Annotated in this window: 13 protein-coding genes and 1 other annotated feature; of the genes, 7 read left to right on the forward strand and 6 right to left on the reverse strand. The window is 62.4% G+C overall.

Annotation, left to right across the window (positions count from 1 at the left end; genetic code table 11):
- The first annotated feature begins 18 nt into the window (after positions 1-18).
- The 3 genes from G6N78_RS16805 to G6N78_RS16815 are packed head-to-tail and all read left to right on the forward strand — an operon-like array spanning position 19 to position 1,458.
- The gene (locus G6N78_RS16805) at positions 19-783 is read left to right on the forward strand and encodes an arginyltransferase (RefSeq protein ID WP_165220551.1); all 765 of its coding nucleotides are present in this window, start codon (positions 19-21) and stop codon (positions 781-783) included.
- A gap of 58 nt (positions 784-841) precedes the next feature.
- Positions 842-1,063, forward strand: a complete 222-nt coding sequence (locus G6N78_RS16810; protein WP_165220554.1) for an AbrB/MazE/SpoVT family DNA-binding domain-containing protein — start codon at positions 842-844, stop codon at positions 1,061-1,063.
- Positions 1,060-1,458 (forward strand): type II toxin-antitoxin system death-on-curing family toxin, encoded by a 399-nt coding sequence (locus G6N78_RS16815; RefSeq protein WP_165220557.1) that lies wholly within the window; start codon positions 1,060-1,062, stop codon positions 1,456-1,458. The genes G6N78_RS16810 and G6N78_RS16815 overlap by 4 nt, the downstream gene beginning before the upstream one ends.
- 22 nt (positions 1,459-1,480) lie before the next feature.
- Here the strand turns inward: G6N78_RS16815 and parC are convergent, their stop codons facing one another.
- Positions 1,481-3,739: a DNA topoisomerase IV subunit A gene (gene parC / locus G6N78_RS16820; RefSeq protein ID WP_165220560.1), complete on the reverse strand. Its 2,259-nt coding sequence runs from the start codon at positions 3,737-3,739 to the stop codon at positions 1,481-1,483.
- Between the two features lie 188 nt (positions 3,740-3,927).
- Here parC and G6N78_RS16825 point away from each other — a divergent pair, with 188 nt between their 5' ends.
- A complete protein-coding gene (locus G6N78_RS16825) occupies positions 3,928-5,118 on the forward strand; it encodes an aq_1923 C-terminal domain (protein WP_165220563.1) in 1,191 nt (396 codons plus the stop codon).
- Between the two features lie 83 nt (positions 5,119-5,201).
- Here the strand turns inward: G6N78_RS16825 and G6N78_RS16830 are convergent, their stop codons facing one another.
- Positions 5,202-6,680, reverse strand: a complete 1,479-nt coding sequence (locus G6N78_RS16830; RefSeq protein WP_165220566.1) for a SulP family inorganic anion transporter — start codon at positions 6,678-6,680, stop codon at positions 5,202-5,204.
- Positions 6,681-6,751: 71 nt separating this feature from the next.
- Positions 6,752-6,809, reverse strand: a sequence feature (sul1 is cis-regulatory element that is thought to sense ions involved in sulfur or methionine metabolism; They are found in Alphaproteobacteria).
- 126 nt (positions 6,810-6,935) lie between these two features.
- On the opposite strand from G6N78_RS16830, the gene G6N78_RS16835 reads away from it, so the two are divergent.
- Both G6N78_RS16835 and G6N78_RS16840 read left to right on the forward strand, forming a co-directional pair.
- Positions 6,936-8,366, forward strand: coding sequence for a cytochrome P450 (locus tag G6N78_RS16835; RefSeq protein WP_165220568.1), 1,431 nt, complete (start codon positions 6,936-6,938; stop codon positions 8,364-8,366).
- Positions 8,363-9,358, forward strand: coding sequence for a lysophospholipid acyltransferase family protein (locus G6N78_RS16840; protein ID WP_165220571.1), 996 nt, complete (start codon positions 8,363-8,365; stop codon positions 9,356-9,358). The genes G6N78_RS16835 and G6N78_RS16840 overlap by 4 nt, the downstream gene beginning before the upstream one ends.
- 93 nt (positions 9,359-9,451) lie before the next feature.
- Here G6N78_RS16840 and G6N78_RS16845 read toward each other — a convergent pair whose 3' ends face one another.
- The 4 genes from G6N78_RS16845 to G6N78_RS16860 all read right to left on the reverse strand — a co-directional run bounded on the left by G6N78_RS16845 (position 9,452) and on the right by G6N78_RS16860 (position 13,262).
- Positions 9,452-9,781, reverse strand: coding sequence for a DUF1236 domain-containing protein (locus G6N78_RS16845; RefSeq protein WP_165221914.1), 330 nt, complete (start codon positions 9,779-9,781; stop codon positions 9,452-9,454).
- 132 nt (positions 9,782-9,913) lie between these two features.
- Positions 9,914-10,573 (reverse strand): hypothetical protein, encoded by a 660-nt coding sequence (locus tag G6N78_RS16850; RefSeq protein ID WP_165220574.1) that lies wholly within the window; start codon positions 10,571-10,573, stop codon positions 9,914-9,916.
- Positions 10,574-10,794: 221 nt separating this feature from the next.
- Positions 10,795-12,585 carry an aspartate--tRNA ligase gene (gene aspS / locus G6N78_RS16855; protein ID WP_165220587.1) on the reverse strand — a complete coding sequence of 597 codons (1,791 nt, stop codon included), beginning with the start codon at positions 12,583-12,585 and terminating at the stop codon, positions 10,795-10,797.
- A 152-nt stretch (positions 12,586-12,737) separates the two neighbouring features.
- The gene (locus G6N78_RS16860) at positions 12,738-13,262 is read right to left on the reverse strand and encodes an isoprenylcysteine carboxyl methyltransferase family protein (protein ID WP_165220589.1); all 525 of its coding nucleotides are present in this window, start codon (positions 13,260-13,262) and stop codon (positions 12,738-12,740) included.
- A gap of 321 nt (positions 13,263-13,583) precedes the next feature.
- On the opposite strand from G6N78_RS16860, the gene G6N78_RS16865 reads away from it, so the two are divergent.
- Entirely contained in the window at positions 13,584-14,858 is a 1,275-nt protein-coding gene (locus tag G6N78_RS16865) for an MFS transporter (protein WP_165220591.1), read from the forward strand.
- Positions 14,859-14,902: the final 44 nt, after the last annotated feature.

Here is a 14,902-nt window from a genome sequence, read left to right on the forward strand (position 1 = left end):
AAGGGTCGATTGGCTCGAATGAATACACAGGCGACGCCCTCACCGCAGTTCTACCTGACGGCTCCGGCAGCGTGCCCCTACCTTTCCGGCGAGATGGAGCGGAAGGTTTTCACCCATCTTGTCGGTCCGCGGGCGGGCGAAATGAACGATCTGCTCACCCAGGGCGGGTTCCGACGGTCGCAGAACATCGCCTACCGCCCGGCCTGCGAGGGCTGTCGTGCCTGCGTGTCGGTCCGTATCCTGGCCGGCGAATTTGCGCTGAGCCGCAACATGCGCCGCGTGTTGTCAGAAAACGATGATCTCGTCGGCACGATGAGTGCTGCCCAGCCGACCACCGAACAATTCGTCCTCTTCCGCAAATATCTCGACGATCGCCATCAGCGCGGCGGCATGTCGGACATGTCGGCGCTCGATTATGCGATCATGGTGGAAGACACGCATGTCAACACGCGGCTCATCGAATACCGCAAGCGGGTGCCGGGTGCCGGCATCGGCGACCAGCCGAAGGGCGAACTGATTGCAGTGGCGCTGACCGACCTGATGAGCGACGGCGTGTCGATGGTCTATTCCTTCTTCAACCCGGCGCTGGAACGCCGCTCGCTCGGCACCTTCATGATCCTCGACCACATCCTGCGCACGCAACAGCTCGGCCTGCCGCATGTCTATCTCGGTTACTGGGTGAAGGGCTCGGCCAAGATGAACTACAAGACACGCTACCAGCCGCAGGAACACCTGACCCCGCGCGGCTGGGAACGGTATGCCGAGGATGGCAGCGAAGGGTGAGCGGATTGCTGCGGGCAGCGCGCCATGTTATAACCACGTTAGAACATGGAGCATCCTTATGAACGTGACCGTGCGCAAGATTGGCAATTCCGAAGGCATCATCATTCCGAAAGAGGTTCTTGATCGCTTGGGTGTACGAGCCGGCGATACGCTTGAGCTGAAGGAAGAGTCGGGTGTCGTGACCATGCGACCGAGCGACGATGATTTTCAGCGTCAACTGGCTGCTGCAGAGTTCCTGATGGAAAAGTACAAGGTCGCTCTGAAAAAGCTCGCAGAATGAGCGCCGTCCGTTTTCTTTCGGCTCCTCTCGTCATCGAACTCCAGAAGCGGCAAATTCTTCGCTTCGGCGGTGCAGACGGTCTACGTGATGTCGGGGCGCTGGAATCGGCCCTGGCGCGAGCAGTCAATCGTCATGCGTATGGCTGCGAAGATCTCATCGAGTTGGCAGCAGCCTATCTGTTCGGCCTGGCAAAAAACCACGCCTTCGTCGATGGCAACAAACGTATCGCCATCGTTGCTGCTGGTGTCTTCCTGATGGAAAATGGTCTGCTGGTGGAAACCAGCGATGGAGCCTTGTTCTCCTTCGTCCTGTCTGTTGCGGCAGGCGAAATCGATGAAGAGGGGGCGGCGCGCTTCCTGCGCGACCACACCGTGCCATATCCCTCAGAGGGCTGAGCAAGGACCGGTCTTCCCACCCTCACCCGCTGAACTTGCCGCTGCGCGGAAAACCCTTCGGGACGGCGCGGCCGGCGGTGGCGCGGTCGCCCATCCATTCCAGAAGTTCGTCCTTGTTCTTGCTGAAGACGCGGCCGGCGGAATCTTCCCAGGTCAGACCGTCGGCCAGCGCAAAACATTTCGCGTCCGAAATGCCGCCATCCTTGTAGCGCTGCAGGCGGACACCCTTGCCGCGGCTCATTTCCGGCACCTGCGACAGCGGGAAAACCACCAGCTTGCGGTTTTCGCCGACGACGGCCAGATGATCGCCCGAGACGGGCACCACGAGCTTTGCCTCGTCCGGCATCGCCACGTTCATCACCTGCTTGCCCTTGCGGGTATTGGCGACGAGTTCCGTCTCCGGCACGATGAAGCCGTTGCCGGCGGTGGACGACATCAGCAGCTTGCGCGACGGATCATGGACAAAGGCGGTCAGCACGTCCTGGTCGTTTTCCATATCGACCATGATGCGGATCGGTTCGCCATGGCCGCGCCCGCCCGGCAGTTTGTCGGCGCCGAGCGTATAGGCCTTGCCGCCAGTGGTCAGCAGCAGAAGCTTGTCGGTGGTCTGCGCCGGGAAAGCGAGCTTCAGCGCATCGCCTTCCTTGAAGGTCAGGCTCGCGGTATCGGCGATGTGGCCCTTCAGCGCGCGGATCCAGCCCTTCTGGGAAATCACGACGGTGATCGGTTCCTTTTCGATCATCGCCTGCTGGATCGCCTCGACATCGGCATCAGGCGCTTCGGCAAACTGCGTCAGGCGGGCAAACGGTTTGCCGCGGCCCTTGGCGAAGTTTTTGCGGACATCCTGGATCTCGTGCTCGATGACCTTCCACTGCTTGTCATCGGAGGCGAGCAGCGCCTCGATATCGGCCTTTTCCTGGCTCAGCTCATCGAATTCCTTGCGGATCTCGAACTCTTCCAGCTTGCGCAGGTTGCGCAGGCGCATGTTGAGGATGGCTTCGACCTGGATGTCAGTCAGATCCCACTTGGCGACCATCACCGGCTTCGGCTCGTCCTCTTCGCGGATGATGCGGATCACCTCATCGAGGTTGAGATAGGCGATCAGCAGGCCACCGAGGATTTCCAGGCGCCGGTCGATCGCCGCCAGCCGGAAGCGCGAACGGCGGATCAGCACCTCCTTGCGGTGCTGCAGCCATTCCAGCAGAACCTCGTTCAGCGCCATCACCTTGGGCACGCGGCCCATGGAGAGCACGTTCATGTTCAGCGGAAAACGGCTTTCCAGCTCCGTCAGGCGGAACAGCGATTCCATCAGGAGCGTCGCATCGACGGTGCGGCTCTTCGGCACCAGCACGACGCGGATGTCTTCGGCCGATTCGTCGCGGACATCTTCCAGCAGCGGCAGCTTGCGGGCGACGAGAAGCTCGGCGATCTTTTCGATCAGCCGCGACTTCTGCACCTGGTAGGGAATTTCGGAGATGACGATCTGGTAACCGCCGCGGCCGAGATCCTCCGTCTCCCACTTGGCGCGCACGCGAAAACCGCCGCGGCCGGTCTTGTAGGCTTCGATGATCTGCTCGCGGCTGTCGATGATGATGCCGCCGGTCGGCATGTCGGGGCCGGGAACGAATTCGACCAGCTTTTCGACGGGCGCATCCGGATGGCGGATCAGGTGCAGCGCGGCATCGCAAAGTTCATGGGCATTGTGCGGCGGGATAGACGTGGCCATGCCGACCGCGATGCCCGACGCGCCGTTGGCGAGCAGGTTCGGGAAGGCGCCCGGCAGAACCGTCGGCTCCTCGTCTTCCTCGTTGTAGGTCGGGCGGAAATCGACCGCATCCTGATCGACGCCTTCGAGCAGCAGCGCCGCCACATCGGTCATGCGCGCTTCGGTGTATCGATAGGCGGCGGCGCTATCGCCATCGATGTTGCCGAAATTCCCCTGACCATCGACGACCGGATAGCGCTGCGAGAAATCCTGGGCGAGACGCACCAGCGCATCATAGACCGACTGGTCGCCATGCGGATGGAACTTACCGATCACGTCACCGACGATACGGGCGCACTTCTTGAATGCGGAATTCGGGCGGATGCCCATCTCGCTCATGGCGTGGATGATGCGCCGATGCACCGGCTTTAACCCGTCGCGCACGTCGGGCAGCGCCCGGTGCATGATGGTCGACAGCGCGTAGGCGAGGTAACGCTCTTCCAGCGCCGCCTTCAGATCGACCGGCAGAATATTGTCGTCGCCGTCACCGGGCGGAGGTGTCACAGTCTGTCCCATGGGGCTTGACTACCGGAAAGCCTGATTCCCGGCAACAAAGCGGGCGAAACGGCCTGTGGATGAGCGGCATTCACGCCATGCTTCGCTCACATTTCTTCCATGGATCTCCCATAGACGTTTTTTAATCCGCGCATATAACATGCAGATCAGTTGATAACAGCGGCCGAGGCGGCTGCAGGAGGACCCCGATGTTCCGTACCCGATCCAGCCGGCTTCTGTGGGCCGGCGTCACCCTTGCTCTCGTTTCGTCGCCCGCCTTTGCGCTCGACGGACAGGATCTCCTGCGCAAGATCACCGCGGCCGCCAATCTGCAGCCCGGCAACCTGGAGGCAGCCAGTGTCGATGTGACCGGCGCAAATGTTGTGCTGAAGGGCGTGTCGCTCGGCGATGCCAAGGGCGGAGAACGCGTCACCGTCGGCGACATCCTGCTGGAGGACGTTCAGGAGGAAAGTGACGGCGGGTATTCGATCACCCGCGTGACCTTCCCGAACGTCAATTTCAGCGAGAAGGAAACGACGATCACCGCGAGCGACATGAAGCTGACGAATGTCCTCGTGCCGGGCGATGCCACCAAGGGCACAATCGATTCGCTGCTGTTTTATGAAGAGGCGAGCACCGGTCCGGTTTCGGTGACCGTCGCCGGCAAGCAGGTGGCCGGCATCAGCCGCACCACATTTACCATGGAACGGGCGGACGACAATTCCGGCATCGGTTTCGACGGCGCCGTGGAAGGCATTTCGGCGGACCTGAGCTCGATCGACGATCCGAAATCCCGCGAGGCCATCGACAGCCTCGGCCTCACCAAGCTCGACGGCAAGATGACCATGCAGGGCAGCTGGGACCTGGAGCCCGGCACCATCAATGTCGATGAATACGCCTTCGATTTCACCAATGTCGGCCGCCTGAACCTGTCGTTCAGCCTCTCCGGCTACACGATGTCCTTCATCAAGTCGCTGCAGGAAACCGCCAAGGCGGCGGAGGCCAATCCGAACAAGGAAGCGGCCCAGCAGGCGGCGGGGCTTGCCATGCTCGGCCTTCTGCAGCAGCTGACCTTCAACAGCGCCGAAATCAGCTTCGAGGACTCCGGCCTCACCAATCGCGGCCTTTCCTATGCGGGCAAGACGCAAGGGGTCTCCGGCGACCAGATGGCGATGATGGTGAAGGGCATGGCGCCGCTGATGCTGGCGCAACTCAACATTCCCTCCCTGCAGAACAGCCTGTCGGCGGCGATCAACACCTTCATCGACAATCCGAAGAATTTCACCATCTCCGCCGAACCGGCAAACCCGATCCCGCTGCCGATGATCATCGGCACGGCGCAGGCGGCCCCCAACACGCTGCCGGAGATGCTCGGCGTGACGGTCACGGCCAACCAGTAATCCAAATACCTCTTCGAACAGAAAGGCCGGAGCATTGCGAGTGCTCCGGCCTTTTGTTTGTTTCTCTGATGATGCCTGCCGGTTCAATGCGCCGATGCGGAAAGCGCGGCATGCTCCTTGTCGTGCAGGGCATAACGGTCGATCATGCGGCTGCTCGCTTCGTTCAGCCCCTTCACATGCACCTCCACCCCGTGACGGCGGAATTTCAAGACCACCTGGTCGAGCGCGCCGACGGCGGAAATGTCCCAGAGATGGGCTTCCGACACATCGATGGTGACGGCCTCGAGGCTTTCGGCAAAATCGAAGGCGGCAACCAAACCTTCCGTCGAGGCAAAGAAGATCTCGCCATCCACGCGGTACGTGCGGTGACGGCCATCGAGGGTCGAGCGAACATGGAAGAGGTTCGCCACCTTGCCGGCAAAAAATATGCCGGAGAGCAGCACGCCGGCAAGAACACCGAGCGAGAGGTCATGGGTCGCAACCACCGTGACCACCGTGGCCAGCATCACGATGGACGAGGAGAGCGGATTGCTCTTCAGTTCCGGGATCGAGCGCCAGGAGAAGGTGCCGATCGACACCATGATCATGATCGCAACGAGGGCCGCCATCGGGATGATCTTCACGATGTCATCCAGCACCAGGATCAGGAACAGCAGGAAGGCGCCGGCGACGAAGGTCGAGAGCCGCCCCCTGCCGCCCGACGAGATGTTGATGACGGACTGACCGATCATCGCGCAACCGCCCATGCCGCCGATCAGGCCAGACGCAATGTTGCTGGCACCCTGGCCGATGCATTCCTGGCTCTTGGAACTCGTCGTATCCGTCATGTCATCGACGATGCGGGCCGTCAGCAGCGATTCGAGCAGGCCGACGGCGGCAAGCGCTGCCGAATAGGGAAAGATGATCTGAAGCGTTTCCCAGGTGAACGGCAGCTGCGGCAGGGCAAAAATCGGCAGGCTGGAGGGCAGTTCGCCGAGATCGCCGACGGTGCGCAGATCAAGCCCGCCATAGAGCGAGACGAGCGTCAGCACGACGATCGCAACGAGAGGCGACGGGATCACCTTCGTGACATAGGGAAACAGGTAGATGATCGCGAGGCCGGCGGCGATCATCACATAGGTCACGACGGGAACGCCGATCAGTTCCGGCAACTGCGCCATGAAGATCAGGATCGCCAGCGCGTTGACGAAGCCGGTCATCACCGATTTCGACACGAAGCGCATGACGCGGCCGAGCTTGGCAAGGCCCGCCAGGATCTGCAGAAGCCCCATCAGAAGCGTGGCGGCAAACAGATATTGCAGGCCGTGTTCCTTGACGAGGGTCACCATCAGGACGGCGGTGGCGGCAGTGGCCGCCGAGATCATGCCGGGACGCCCGCCGGTAAAGGCGGAGACGCAGGCAATCGCAAAGGAGGCGAACAGGCCCACCTTGGGATCGACACCGGCAATGACCGAAAAGCCGATCGCTTCCGGAATGAGCGCCAGCGCAACGACGATACCGGACAGGACATCGCCCCGAATGTTGGAAAACCATTCGCGGCGGTAGGTAGAAAAAGACATCATAGGAGTTCAATTCGCAAAAGAAATGCATCGGCCGGGAGGACAAATCCAGGTCAGATGGGGCAGATGCTTTGCGTTATCCGGCGGATCGGCGGCCGGAAGAGCCACCCGGGGATCGCACCCGGGTCCAGGTGATGTCTTGCTCTTAGCCAAAAAATTGCTGCAGCGCAATTGACGTGCGGACTATTGACCGGGCAAGCGCATAAGTTAAACCTCGGCTCACTTGCAGGCTCCACTACACAGAGGACAATGGACGCGATGCTCCAATGGCTTTCCAGGCCCGTTTCCTACACGGAGCATCTTGGCGATCATCATTTCGAACCGGCCCATGCGGATTTCTATTCAGGTCCGCCCGGCAAGCCGATCCGTCAATTGCTGCAGGCGCGCTCCGATTTCCTGTCGATCTGGCGACAAGGCGATTTTTCCGAGCATATCAGCACGGTGAAGATCCTCGGACGGCAGGTCGTCGTCGTCAACTCGCCGGAATGGATCCGCTATGTCGTGGCCAAACGGCATGACAATTACGAGCGCAAGTCGCCGCAGATGCGCCGTGCGCTCGAATATCTACTGGGTGACGGCCTCTTCATTTCCGACAAGGAGACCTGGAAACAGCGCCGCCCGCTGGTGTCCGACATCGTCCACAAGAACCGGGTGCCGGCCTTCGGGCCGATCATGACGGGAACCACCGGCGAACTCGTGCAGCGCTGGACGAGCCTGGGAGACGGCGCCGAGGTCAATGTGCTCTTCGAAATGGCGGGGCTGACGGCGGAGATCATTTCGCGCAGCGTGTTCGGCAACGATCTCGGCCACGAGAGCGCGCAGGCGGTGACCGACGGGTTCAGCAGCTACCAGTCGCTGATCGATTCAGTGAATATCGGCTATTTTCTCGGCGCCGACGACGGGCTTCCCGTGCTGCGCACCCCCTCGCTGCGCCGGTCGGTCAAAAAGATCCACCGGATCATCGACAAGGTGATCGAGGACCATCTCGCTGGCCACGGCGACAACAATTCGATGGTGGACCTCTTGATCCGCCGGCAGCAGAAGAGCCCGGAACTCGGCCTGGATGTCGTGGCATTGCGTAACGAAGCCGCAACGATCTTCATGGCTGGCCACGAAACCACCGCAGCGACGCTGACCTGGGCCTGGTATCTCCTGTCGTCAGCGCGCTGGGTGGAGGACGCGGTGCATCAGGAAATCCAAACCGTCTGCGGCACGCGCGCGCCGACGGTCGAGGACGTGCCGAACCTCAACTGGTGCCGCGCTGTCATCGAAGAGACGCTGCGGCTTTATCCGCCGGTGCCGATCCTGGCACGCCAGGCGACGGCGGCCGATCAGGTGGGGCATGTGGCGGTGGAACGGGCAGCCCTGATCATGATCGTGCCCTGGCTTTTGCACCGCACCGAAAGCCTGTTTGCCGACCCGCATCTCTTCAAGCCGGAACGCTTCCTCGGCAGCGAACGGCCGACGCCTTACAGCTACATTCCCTTCGCCGCCGGTCCGCGTGTCTGCCCCGGCCTACAGTTCGGCCTGTCGGAGGCGATCCTGTGCCTTGCGACACTGGCGCAGCATTTTCGCGTGCGGGTCAAACCGGGTCATACGGTAGAGCCGCAGTGCCGCCTGACGCTGAGGCCGCGCGGGGGACTGCCGGTCATCCTGCACCGCCGCACCACCGGAGCCTCTGGCCCATGACGAAGGCCGATCCGCCCCCTGTTCTGCCGAAACGAAAGGCGTGGCGGTTCGTCTCTCCGTCCGCCCCTCGCCTCTCGGCACTTTTGGGCGATGCTCCGGAACGCAAAGCCTTCCTCCGCTACTGGCTCACCGACAACATCTGGAACGGCCTGCATCTTTCAACCTTCTATGCGCTGCGGCTGATGCCGATGGATCTGGTGTCGCGCTTCGGGGCCGCTCTCGGTCGCTTTGCCATTCCGAGATTCCACAAGGTGGCCGCCGGTCGGGCGCGGGACACGATGGAAGCCTTGCGCCCAGCCCGGGATGCCGCCGAGCGGGAAGCACGCTTCGATGCCTATTGCGCGGCACAGGGACGGCTGATGACCGAATTTGCTGTCGTCACCCGCATCGCCCGGCACCCGGACCGGCTGATCGTCAACAATGTCGAACGGGTCGTGGATGCAGCCAAACGTGGACCGCTGATCATGGTCGGCATGCATCTCGGAAACTGGGAGATCGGTCCGATCGTGATGCGCCGGATCGGGCTGCAGCCCTATGCGATGTATGTACCACCCGCCGGGCGGGCCAAGGCCTGGATTGCGGAGCGGGTCCGGCAGAAGGCGGGTCTGCGTTTCATCCCGCCTGGCATGCAGGGCGTTCGCCCCGCGCTCAGCATTTTGAAGAGCGGCGGCGTCGTTTCGATCTTCTGCGACGAAGCTTTTGGCGGGCGTATTCGAGGCCCGTTCTTCGGTCGTCCGCCGCATCTGGAGGGTAACCTGGCGCTTGCGGTGCGGCTGGCGCGGATGACCGGAGCAACGCTGTGTCCATGGTACACGCGGCGGGGTGAGGATTTCCGCTTCACGCTGCAATTCCTCGATCCCGTCTGCCTGCCGAAGGAACCGCCCGGACCGGATGACCTGATGCGGGATGTGACACGGCTGAGCGCGGTGTTGGAACCGGTGATTGCCGAAAACGCTGTCCAGTGGTTTTTCGTGGACAGCATGCTTCAATGATCTGGCGACCGCGTATCAAACGCGGCCCGGACGCGATGCTTGAACCTATGCGGGAGAAGGCAGGTTTGCCCCTCCCGCAAAGAGACTATAGGATCAATCCAGAACCTGGATCACTTCGCGGGTCTGCGGATCGACGACGACGCGGCGTTCGTTGACGATGGTGTAGGCGTAGTTGCCGTAACCGTCGATGACGTGGGTTTCGACGTTCTGCGGCAGGACGCGGCCGACGAGGACATCGCCCTCATAGCTGACGGAGGGGACCTGCTGCTTCATCACATAGGTGCGCACTTCGGCGGGGGCTTCGCGCACGACGACGGCGCCCGGTGGTGGCGGGGCGGGTTCGGTGACGATCACGGTGGATTGGGCAAAGGCGGCGGTCGAGATGAAAAGGGCCGCCGATGCGGCCGCGACGCGCTTGAACATGAGGGTCTTCAGCATTGTGCTCTCCTCGGGCGTTGATGCTGGCGTGACAATGCCCTGCCCTGGAGATGGTTCCGCGGAACGCGCGCTGACGCTCCGCGGAGAGGTGTGGTTTAGGAGCCTCGACAGAGGGCCTCAGAAGCTCCGCAGCATGCGGGCCTGAGCGGACGAGGAGATATCGGCAGCGTGCGCACTGGCCTCAATGATATCGCCATTGCGACCGTTCGTCGGCACGGGCGCCGGCGCGGCGGGGACAGCGGGCGTAACCGGCGCAAGGCGGACGGTCCGCGGTGCGGCCTGCGGCGCGAGCGTCTCACAACTGCCGGACGAGGCCTGTTGCAGTGTCGGCGTGCCATGGCCGTCGCTCATGTAGCGGATCGCCTGGCTGCAGGTCTTGCCGCCGGAGGTGACCGAATAGACGGAATAGCCCTGAACGCCGGGCGGCAGCCGGCCGATGTCGACATTCAACATGCCTGGCGCGGCAACCGGCGGGCCGATCCGGTCGAACACCTGCATCATCTCCGCCGCCTGGCGGTCCATGGCGGCCGAGATGCGTTCGAGGTCTGCGAAGGGACCGGCGCTGAAGAGATCATCGGCCACCGGCAGCCGCACGCGCTGTGCCGGATTGTCGAGGCGGATGGTGGGCGGCGTGTCGCCGACATAACGGATCTGTTCGACGGAACCGTCCGGCAGGCGGACCGTCATGTCGTGCATCATCTCACGGGCAAAAGCGGATCCGGCGGTCACAGTCACGATACCGGCGCCGATCATCAGGAGGGTACGAAGGCTACGCATGGCATTTCTCCATTGTTGTCATGAAGAACGTCGTTTCTCCGCGCTCCCGGATCGCGGGGAAGCGGCGCCCTGCATCGCCCATGATCGCCCCCTGCCCGGCCATTTTGTGGCGATGCAATGCGTATTTCGAACGTGCACGCGAATGTGAAAAAGCCGCCGGCGAAAGTCTCACCGACGGCTTTTGATCAGTCAGGTTGAAGCGACGCGCCGGGCGCCTTCGCTCAGTCCTTCTTCTGCGGCGGGATCACCCGCAGCGACAGTTCCATCAGTTGCTTCGGCATGGCCGGCGCCGGAGCGTTCATCAAAAGATCCTGCGCCTGCTGGTTCATCGGGAACAGCGTGATTTCGCGCAGGTTCTTCGCACCGACCAGCAGCATCACGATACGGTCGATGCCGAAGGCGCAGCCGCCATGCGGAGGCGCGCCGTATTGGAACGCGCGGTACATGCCGCCGAACCGCTCTTCGACATCCGCCTTGGAGAGGCCGACCAGTTCGAAGGCCTTCACCATCAGTTCCGGCGACTGGTTACGGATTGAGCCCGAGGCGATCTCGAAACCGTTGCAGACGGCGTCATACTGGAACGCCTTGATGGTGAGCGGGTCCTGGCTCTCCAGCGCTTCCAGACCACCCTGCGGCATCGAGAAGGGGTTGTGGGCGAAATCGACCTTCTTGTCTTCCTCGTTCCATTCGAAGAAGGGGAAATCGACGATCCAGCAGAACTCGAAGCGGTCGCGATCGACGAGGTTCAGGTCCTCGCCGACGCGGGTGCGGGCTTCGCCGGCAAACTTGTAGAATTTCGCGGGTTCGCCAGCCACGAAGAAGCAGGCGTCGCCCGCCTCGAGGCCAAGCTGGGTGCGCACGGCTTCGGTGCGTTCCTCACCGATGTTCTTGGCGAGCGGGCCGGAGCCGCCGATCTTGCCGTCTTCTTCCTTCCAGAAGATGTAGCCGAGGCCGGGCTGACCCTGAGCCTGAGCCCAGGCGTTCATGCGGTCGCAGAAGGCACGCGAGCCGCCGGTCTTCGCCGGGATCGCCCAGACCTGAACCTTCGGGTTGGACGCGATCATGTTCGCAAAAACCTTGAAGCCGGAGCCGTCGAAATGCTCGGTGACGTTCTGCATCTCGATCGGGTTGCGCAGGTCGGGCTTATCGGAGCCGTACTTGCGGATCGCCTCATCGTACGGGATGCGCGGCCACTCTTTGGTCACCGGCTTGCCTTCGGCGAACTGCTCGAAGACTCGTGTCATCATCGGCTCCATCGTGCCCCAGACATCTTCCTGGGTAACGAAGCTCATTTCGACGTCGAGCTGATAGAATTCGCCCGGCAGGCGGTCGGCGCGCGGGTCTTCGTCACGGAAGCAGGGCGCGATCTGGAAGTAGCGGTCGAAACCGGCAACCATCAGCAGCTGCTTGTACTGCTGCGGCGCCTGCGGCAGGGCGAAGAACTGGCCGGGATGAATGCGGCTCGGCACGAGAAAGTCGCGCGCGCCTTCCGGCGAAGAGGCCGTCAGGATCGGCGTCGAATATTCGGCGAAACCGGCACCGTTCATGCCGGCGCGCATGGAGGCGATGATCTGCGTGCGGCGCACGATGTTCTTGTGCAGGGTCTCGCGCCGCAGGTCGAGGAAGCGGTACTTCAGGCGCACGTCTTCCGGATAGTCCGGCTCGCCGAAGACCGGCAGCGGCAGTTCCTTGGCCGCCGACAGAACCTCGATCTCCTTGGCATAGAGCTCGATCTCGCCGGTCGCCATCTGCTTGTTGACGGTTTCCTCGGCGCGGGCCTTCACCACGCCGTCGATCCGGATCACCCATTCGCCCCGCACGGTCTCGGCCATCTTGAAGGCCGGGCTGTCCGGGTCGGCCACGACCTGGGTCAGGCCGTAATGGTCACGAAGGTCGATGAAGAGAACGCCGCCATGGTCGCGGACGCGGTGAACCCAGCCGGACAGGCGAACGGTTTCGCCGACGTCGGACTTTCTGAGGGCTGCACAGGTGTGGCTGCGGTAACGATGCATTGCGAGATCCTGGAATCACTTGTGCCGGCACACTGCAACAAGGCCGGGCCGGCAGGGGAAAATCGGGCGGAAAAGCGCATGGGACGCCCGGTTTGTCAAGCAAGAAGCGGTCAGCAACGGCAACGACAACCCGCGAGATTGCGTATGCCGGCTCAAGTTTCGGCGGAAAACAGGTGCTGCATGGCCGCCTCTTCCTGGCGGATGCGGATCACCAGAAAGACCAGATAGATCGGCAGGCCCACGACCAGCGTCAGATAGGCATGGAACAACAGGGCGAAACCAACGAGTTCGGGCAGGATGTTGAGAAAGTAGTTCGGATGCCTGACCTTGCGGAACAGCCAGTGCCGGTTGAGCACGTGCTTGCGGGCAATCATGAGCTTGACCGTCCAGAGCGGCCCGAGCAGCTGCACGATCCACACCAGCATGCCGATCGCTCCCGCATAGATGACAAGGCCCGCCAGCGACACCTTATCGAACTGGGCATGCCGCGCGATCCCCTCCCCCAGACAGGCGAGATAGAAGAGGCCATGCGCCAAAGCGAGAAGCTTGGTGTTCAGCGCGCCGTGTTCCACGGCGCCACCGCGCCGCAGCACGGCCTCATGCCGCCTGGAGATGAGAACGCTCGACAGCCGTATGGCAAGACCGATGACGAAAAACAGGACCAGTACAAATTCCATGGCACCTTGCCGCCCCCCGCGGCATGTTCTTGATATCGCGGGCACCGATTCTTGCAGCGCCTCTGCGTCCGGCTTCTCCATCACCGTCCTCCGACGTGGTAGAATTGCGCCGGTAAAGATTCAAGCCAATCCTCAGGCAAAACCGCCGGATCAGGGCGGACGGTCCCCGATTGCGAGGAGAAGACCGTCGCGATTGATCGATTTGCGTGATCGATCAATTCATCCTGTGAACTATCTTCACCCCGGAGGCAGGGGTAGAAGACTAGCAGACGGTACGGCAGACTGTACCGCGCAGCGCCCCTCCTTTCTCGTCCGGTCCCGATGTCAACCATACGCCCGCTTGTTCCCCTTCTCGTCACGGCGGGCATTCTGATCGGCGGCAACGGACTACAGGGGACCTACATTGCCCTTCGCGGTTCGGCGGAGGGCTTCTCGCCCTCGACCATCGGCCTGATCGGCGCCGGCTACAGCATCGGCTTTGCCGTCGGCTGCCTTTACGTGACGCGTATCCTGCGCTCCATCGGCCATATCCGCACCTTTGCGGCGATGGCGGCGATTGCCGCCTGCTGCTGCATCCTGATGCCGCTGATCATTTCGCCGGCCTTCTGGGCGCTGATGCGTTTCGTGATCGGCCTGTCGGTCGCCAGCCTGTTTGCCGTCGTCGAAAGCTGGATCAACGCCAAGGTCACGAATGCCAACCGGGCGCGGACGCTGTCCGTCTACCGTCTCGTCGATCTCTCCTCGGTCACCGTGGCGCAATATCTGATCCCGACCTTCGGCGTCGAAGGCCCCATCGTCTTCTCGCTGATCGCGATTGCCATGGCCCTGTCGCTGGTGCCGATCTCGGTCGCCGACCGTTCGAGCCCGACACCGCCCGAGGCGATCAATTACGATATCCGCGCGGTCTGGCGAATCTCGCCCCTCTCCGTCGTCGGCGCCATCGCGGTCGGGCTCAGCATGGCGGCCTTTCGCAATATCGGGCCGATCTACGCGCAGGACATCGGCATGAACGTGACCGAGATCGCCACCTTCATGAGTGCCGGCATCATCGGCGGCGTGGTGCTGCAATATCCTCTCGGCATCTTTTCCGACCGGCTGGACCGACGGCAGGTGATCATCTGGGCGACGATCGGCACGATCCTGACCGGCGGCTACCTGTCCTTCTTCGCCGGCACCGATGAGACGGCCAATATCATCGGCATCTTCATCTACGGCGCCTTTGCCATGCCGCTCTATTCGTTGTGTTCGGCGCATGGCAATGATTTTGCCAAGCCCGGCGAACATGCGCTGGTCTCCGCCGGACTTCTGTTCTTCTGGTCGATCGGCGCCACCATCGGCCCGCTGCTCGCCTCGCTTCTCCTGCAGTTCATCGGGCCGCAGGTGTTTTTCATCTACACCTCGTTCATCTTCACCGGCTTTCTCTTTTACACGCTGGTGCGGATGCGCACGCGGGCCGCCATCCCGCCGGAAGAGCGTCCCGGCCGGTTCCGGGCGCTGCTGCGCACATCCGCCTATTTCAACAGGCTGGCCGGTGCGCCGAGCGACGACCGGCGCGACCATCGCCCGGGCGACCGGACAAAAGGCCCGCGCCGGTAGCAGCCTGCGGCATCATCGCACCCTCCGGCATATTGCTGATACCC

It is taken from the genome of Allorhizobium pseudoryzae, assembly GCF_011046245.1.
In the GTDB taxonomy this organism is placed as follows: Bacteria; Pseudomonadota; Alphaproteobacteria; order Rhizobiales; family Rhizobiaceae; genus Neorhizobium; species Neorhizobium pseudoryzae.

Bases quoted from the DNA above. Each gene is read 5' to 3' on its own strand.
- G6N78_RS16805 (WP_165220551.1), top strand. From the start codon at position 19: ATGAATACACAGGCGACGCCCTCACCGCAGTTCTACCTGACGGCTCCG.
- G6N78_RS16810 (WP_165220554.1), top strand. From the start codon at position 842: ATGAACGTGACCGTGCGCAAGATTGGCAATTCCGAAGGCATCATCATT.
- G6N78_RS16815 (WP_165220557.1), top strand. From the start codon at position 1,060: ATGAGCGCCGTCCGTTTTCTTTCGGCTCCTCTCGTCATCGAACTCCAG.
- parC (WP_165220560.1), bottom strand. From the start codon at position 3,739: ATGGGACAGACTGTGACACCTCCGCCCGGTGACGGCGACGACAATATT.
- G6N78_RS16825 (WP_165220563.1), top strand. From the start codon at position 3,928: ATGTTCCGTACCCGATCCAGCCGGCTTCTGTGGGCCGGCGTCACCCTT.
- G6N78_RS16830 (WP_165220566.1), bottom strand. From the start codon at position 6,680: ATGATGTCTTTTTCTACCTACCGCCGCGAATGGTTTTCCAACATTCGG.
- G6N78_RS16835 (WP_165220568.1), top strand. From the start codon at position 6,936: ATGCTCCAATGGCTTTCCAGGCCCGTTTCCTACACGGAGCATCTTGGC.
- G6N78_RS16840 (WP_165220571.1), top strand. From the start codon at position 8,363: ATGACGAAGGCCGATCCGCCCCCTGTTCTGCCGAAACGAAAGGCGTGG.
- G6N78_RS16845 (WP_165221914.1), bottom strand. From the start codon at position 9,781: ATGTTCAAGCGCGTCGCGGCCGCATCGGCGGCCCTTTTCATCTCGACC.
- G6N78_RS16850 (WP_165220574.1), bottom strand. From the start codon at position 10,573: ATGCGTAGCCTTCGTACCCTCCTGATGATCGGCGCCGGTATCGTGACT.
- aspS (WP_165220587.1), bottom strand. From the start codon at position 12,585: ATGCATCGTTACCGCAGCCACACCTGTGCAGCCCTCAGAAAGTCCGAC.
- G6N78_RS16860 (WP_165220589.1), bottom strand. From the start codon at position 13,262: ATGGAATTTGTACTGGTCCTGTTTTTCGTCATCGGTCTTGCCATACGG.
- G6N78_RS16865 (WP_165220591.1), top strand. From the start codon at position 13,584: ATGTCAACCATACGCCCGCTTGTTCCCCTTCTCGTCACGGCGGGCATT.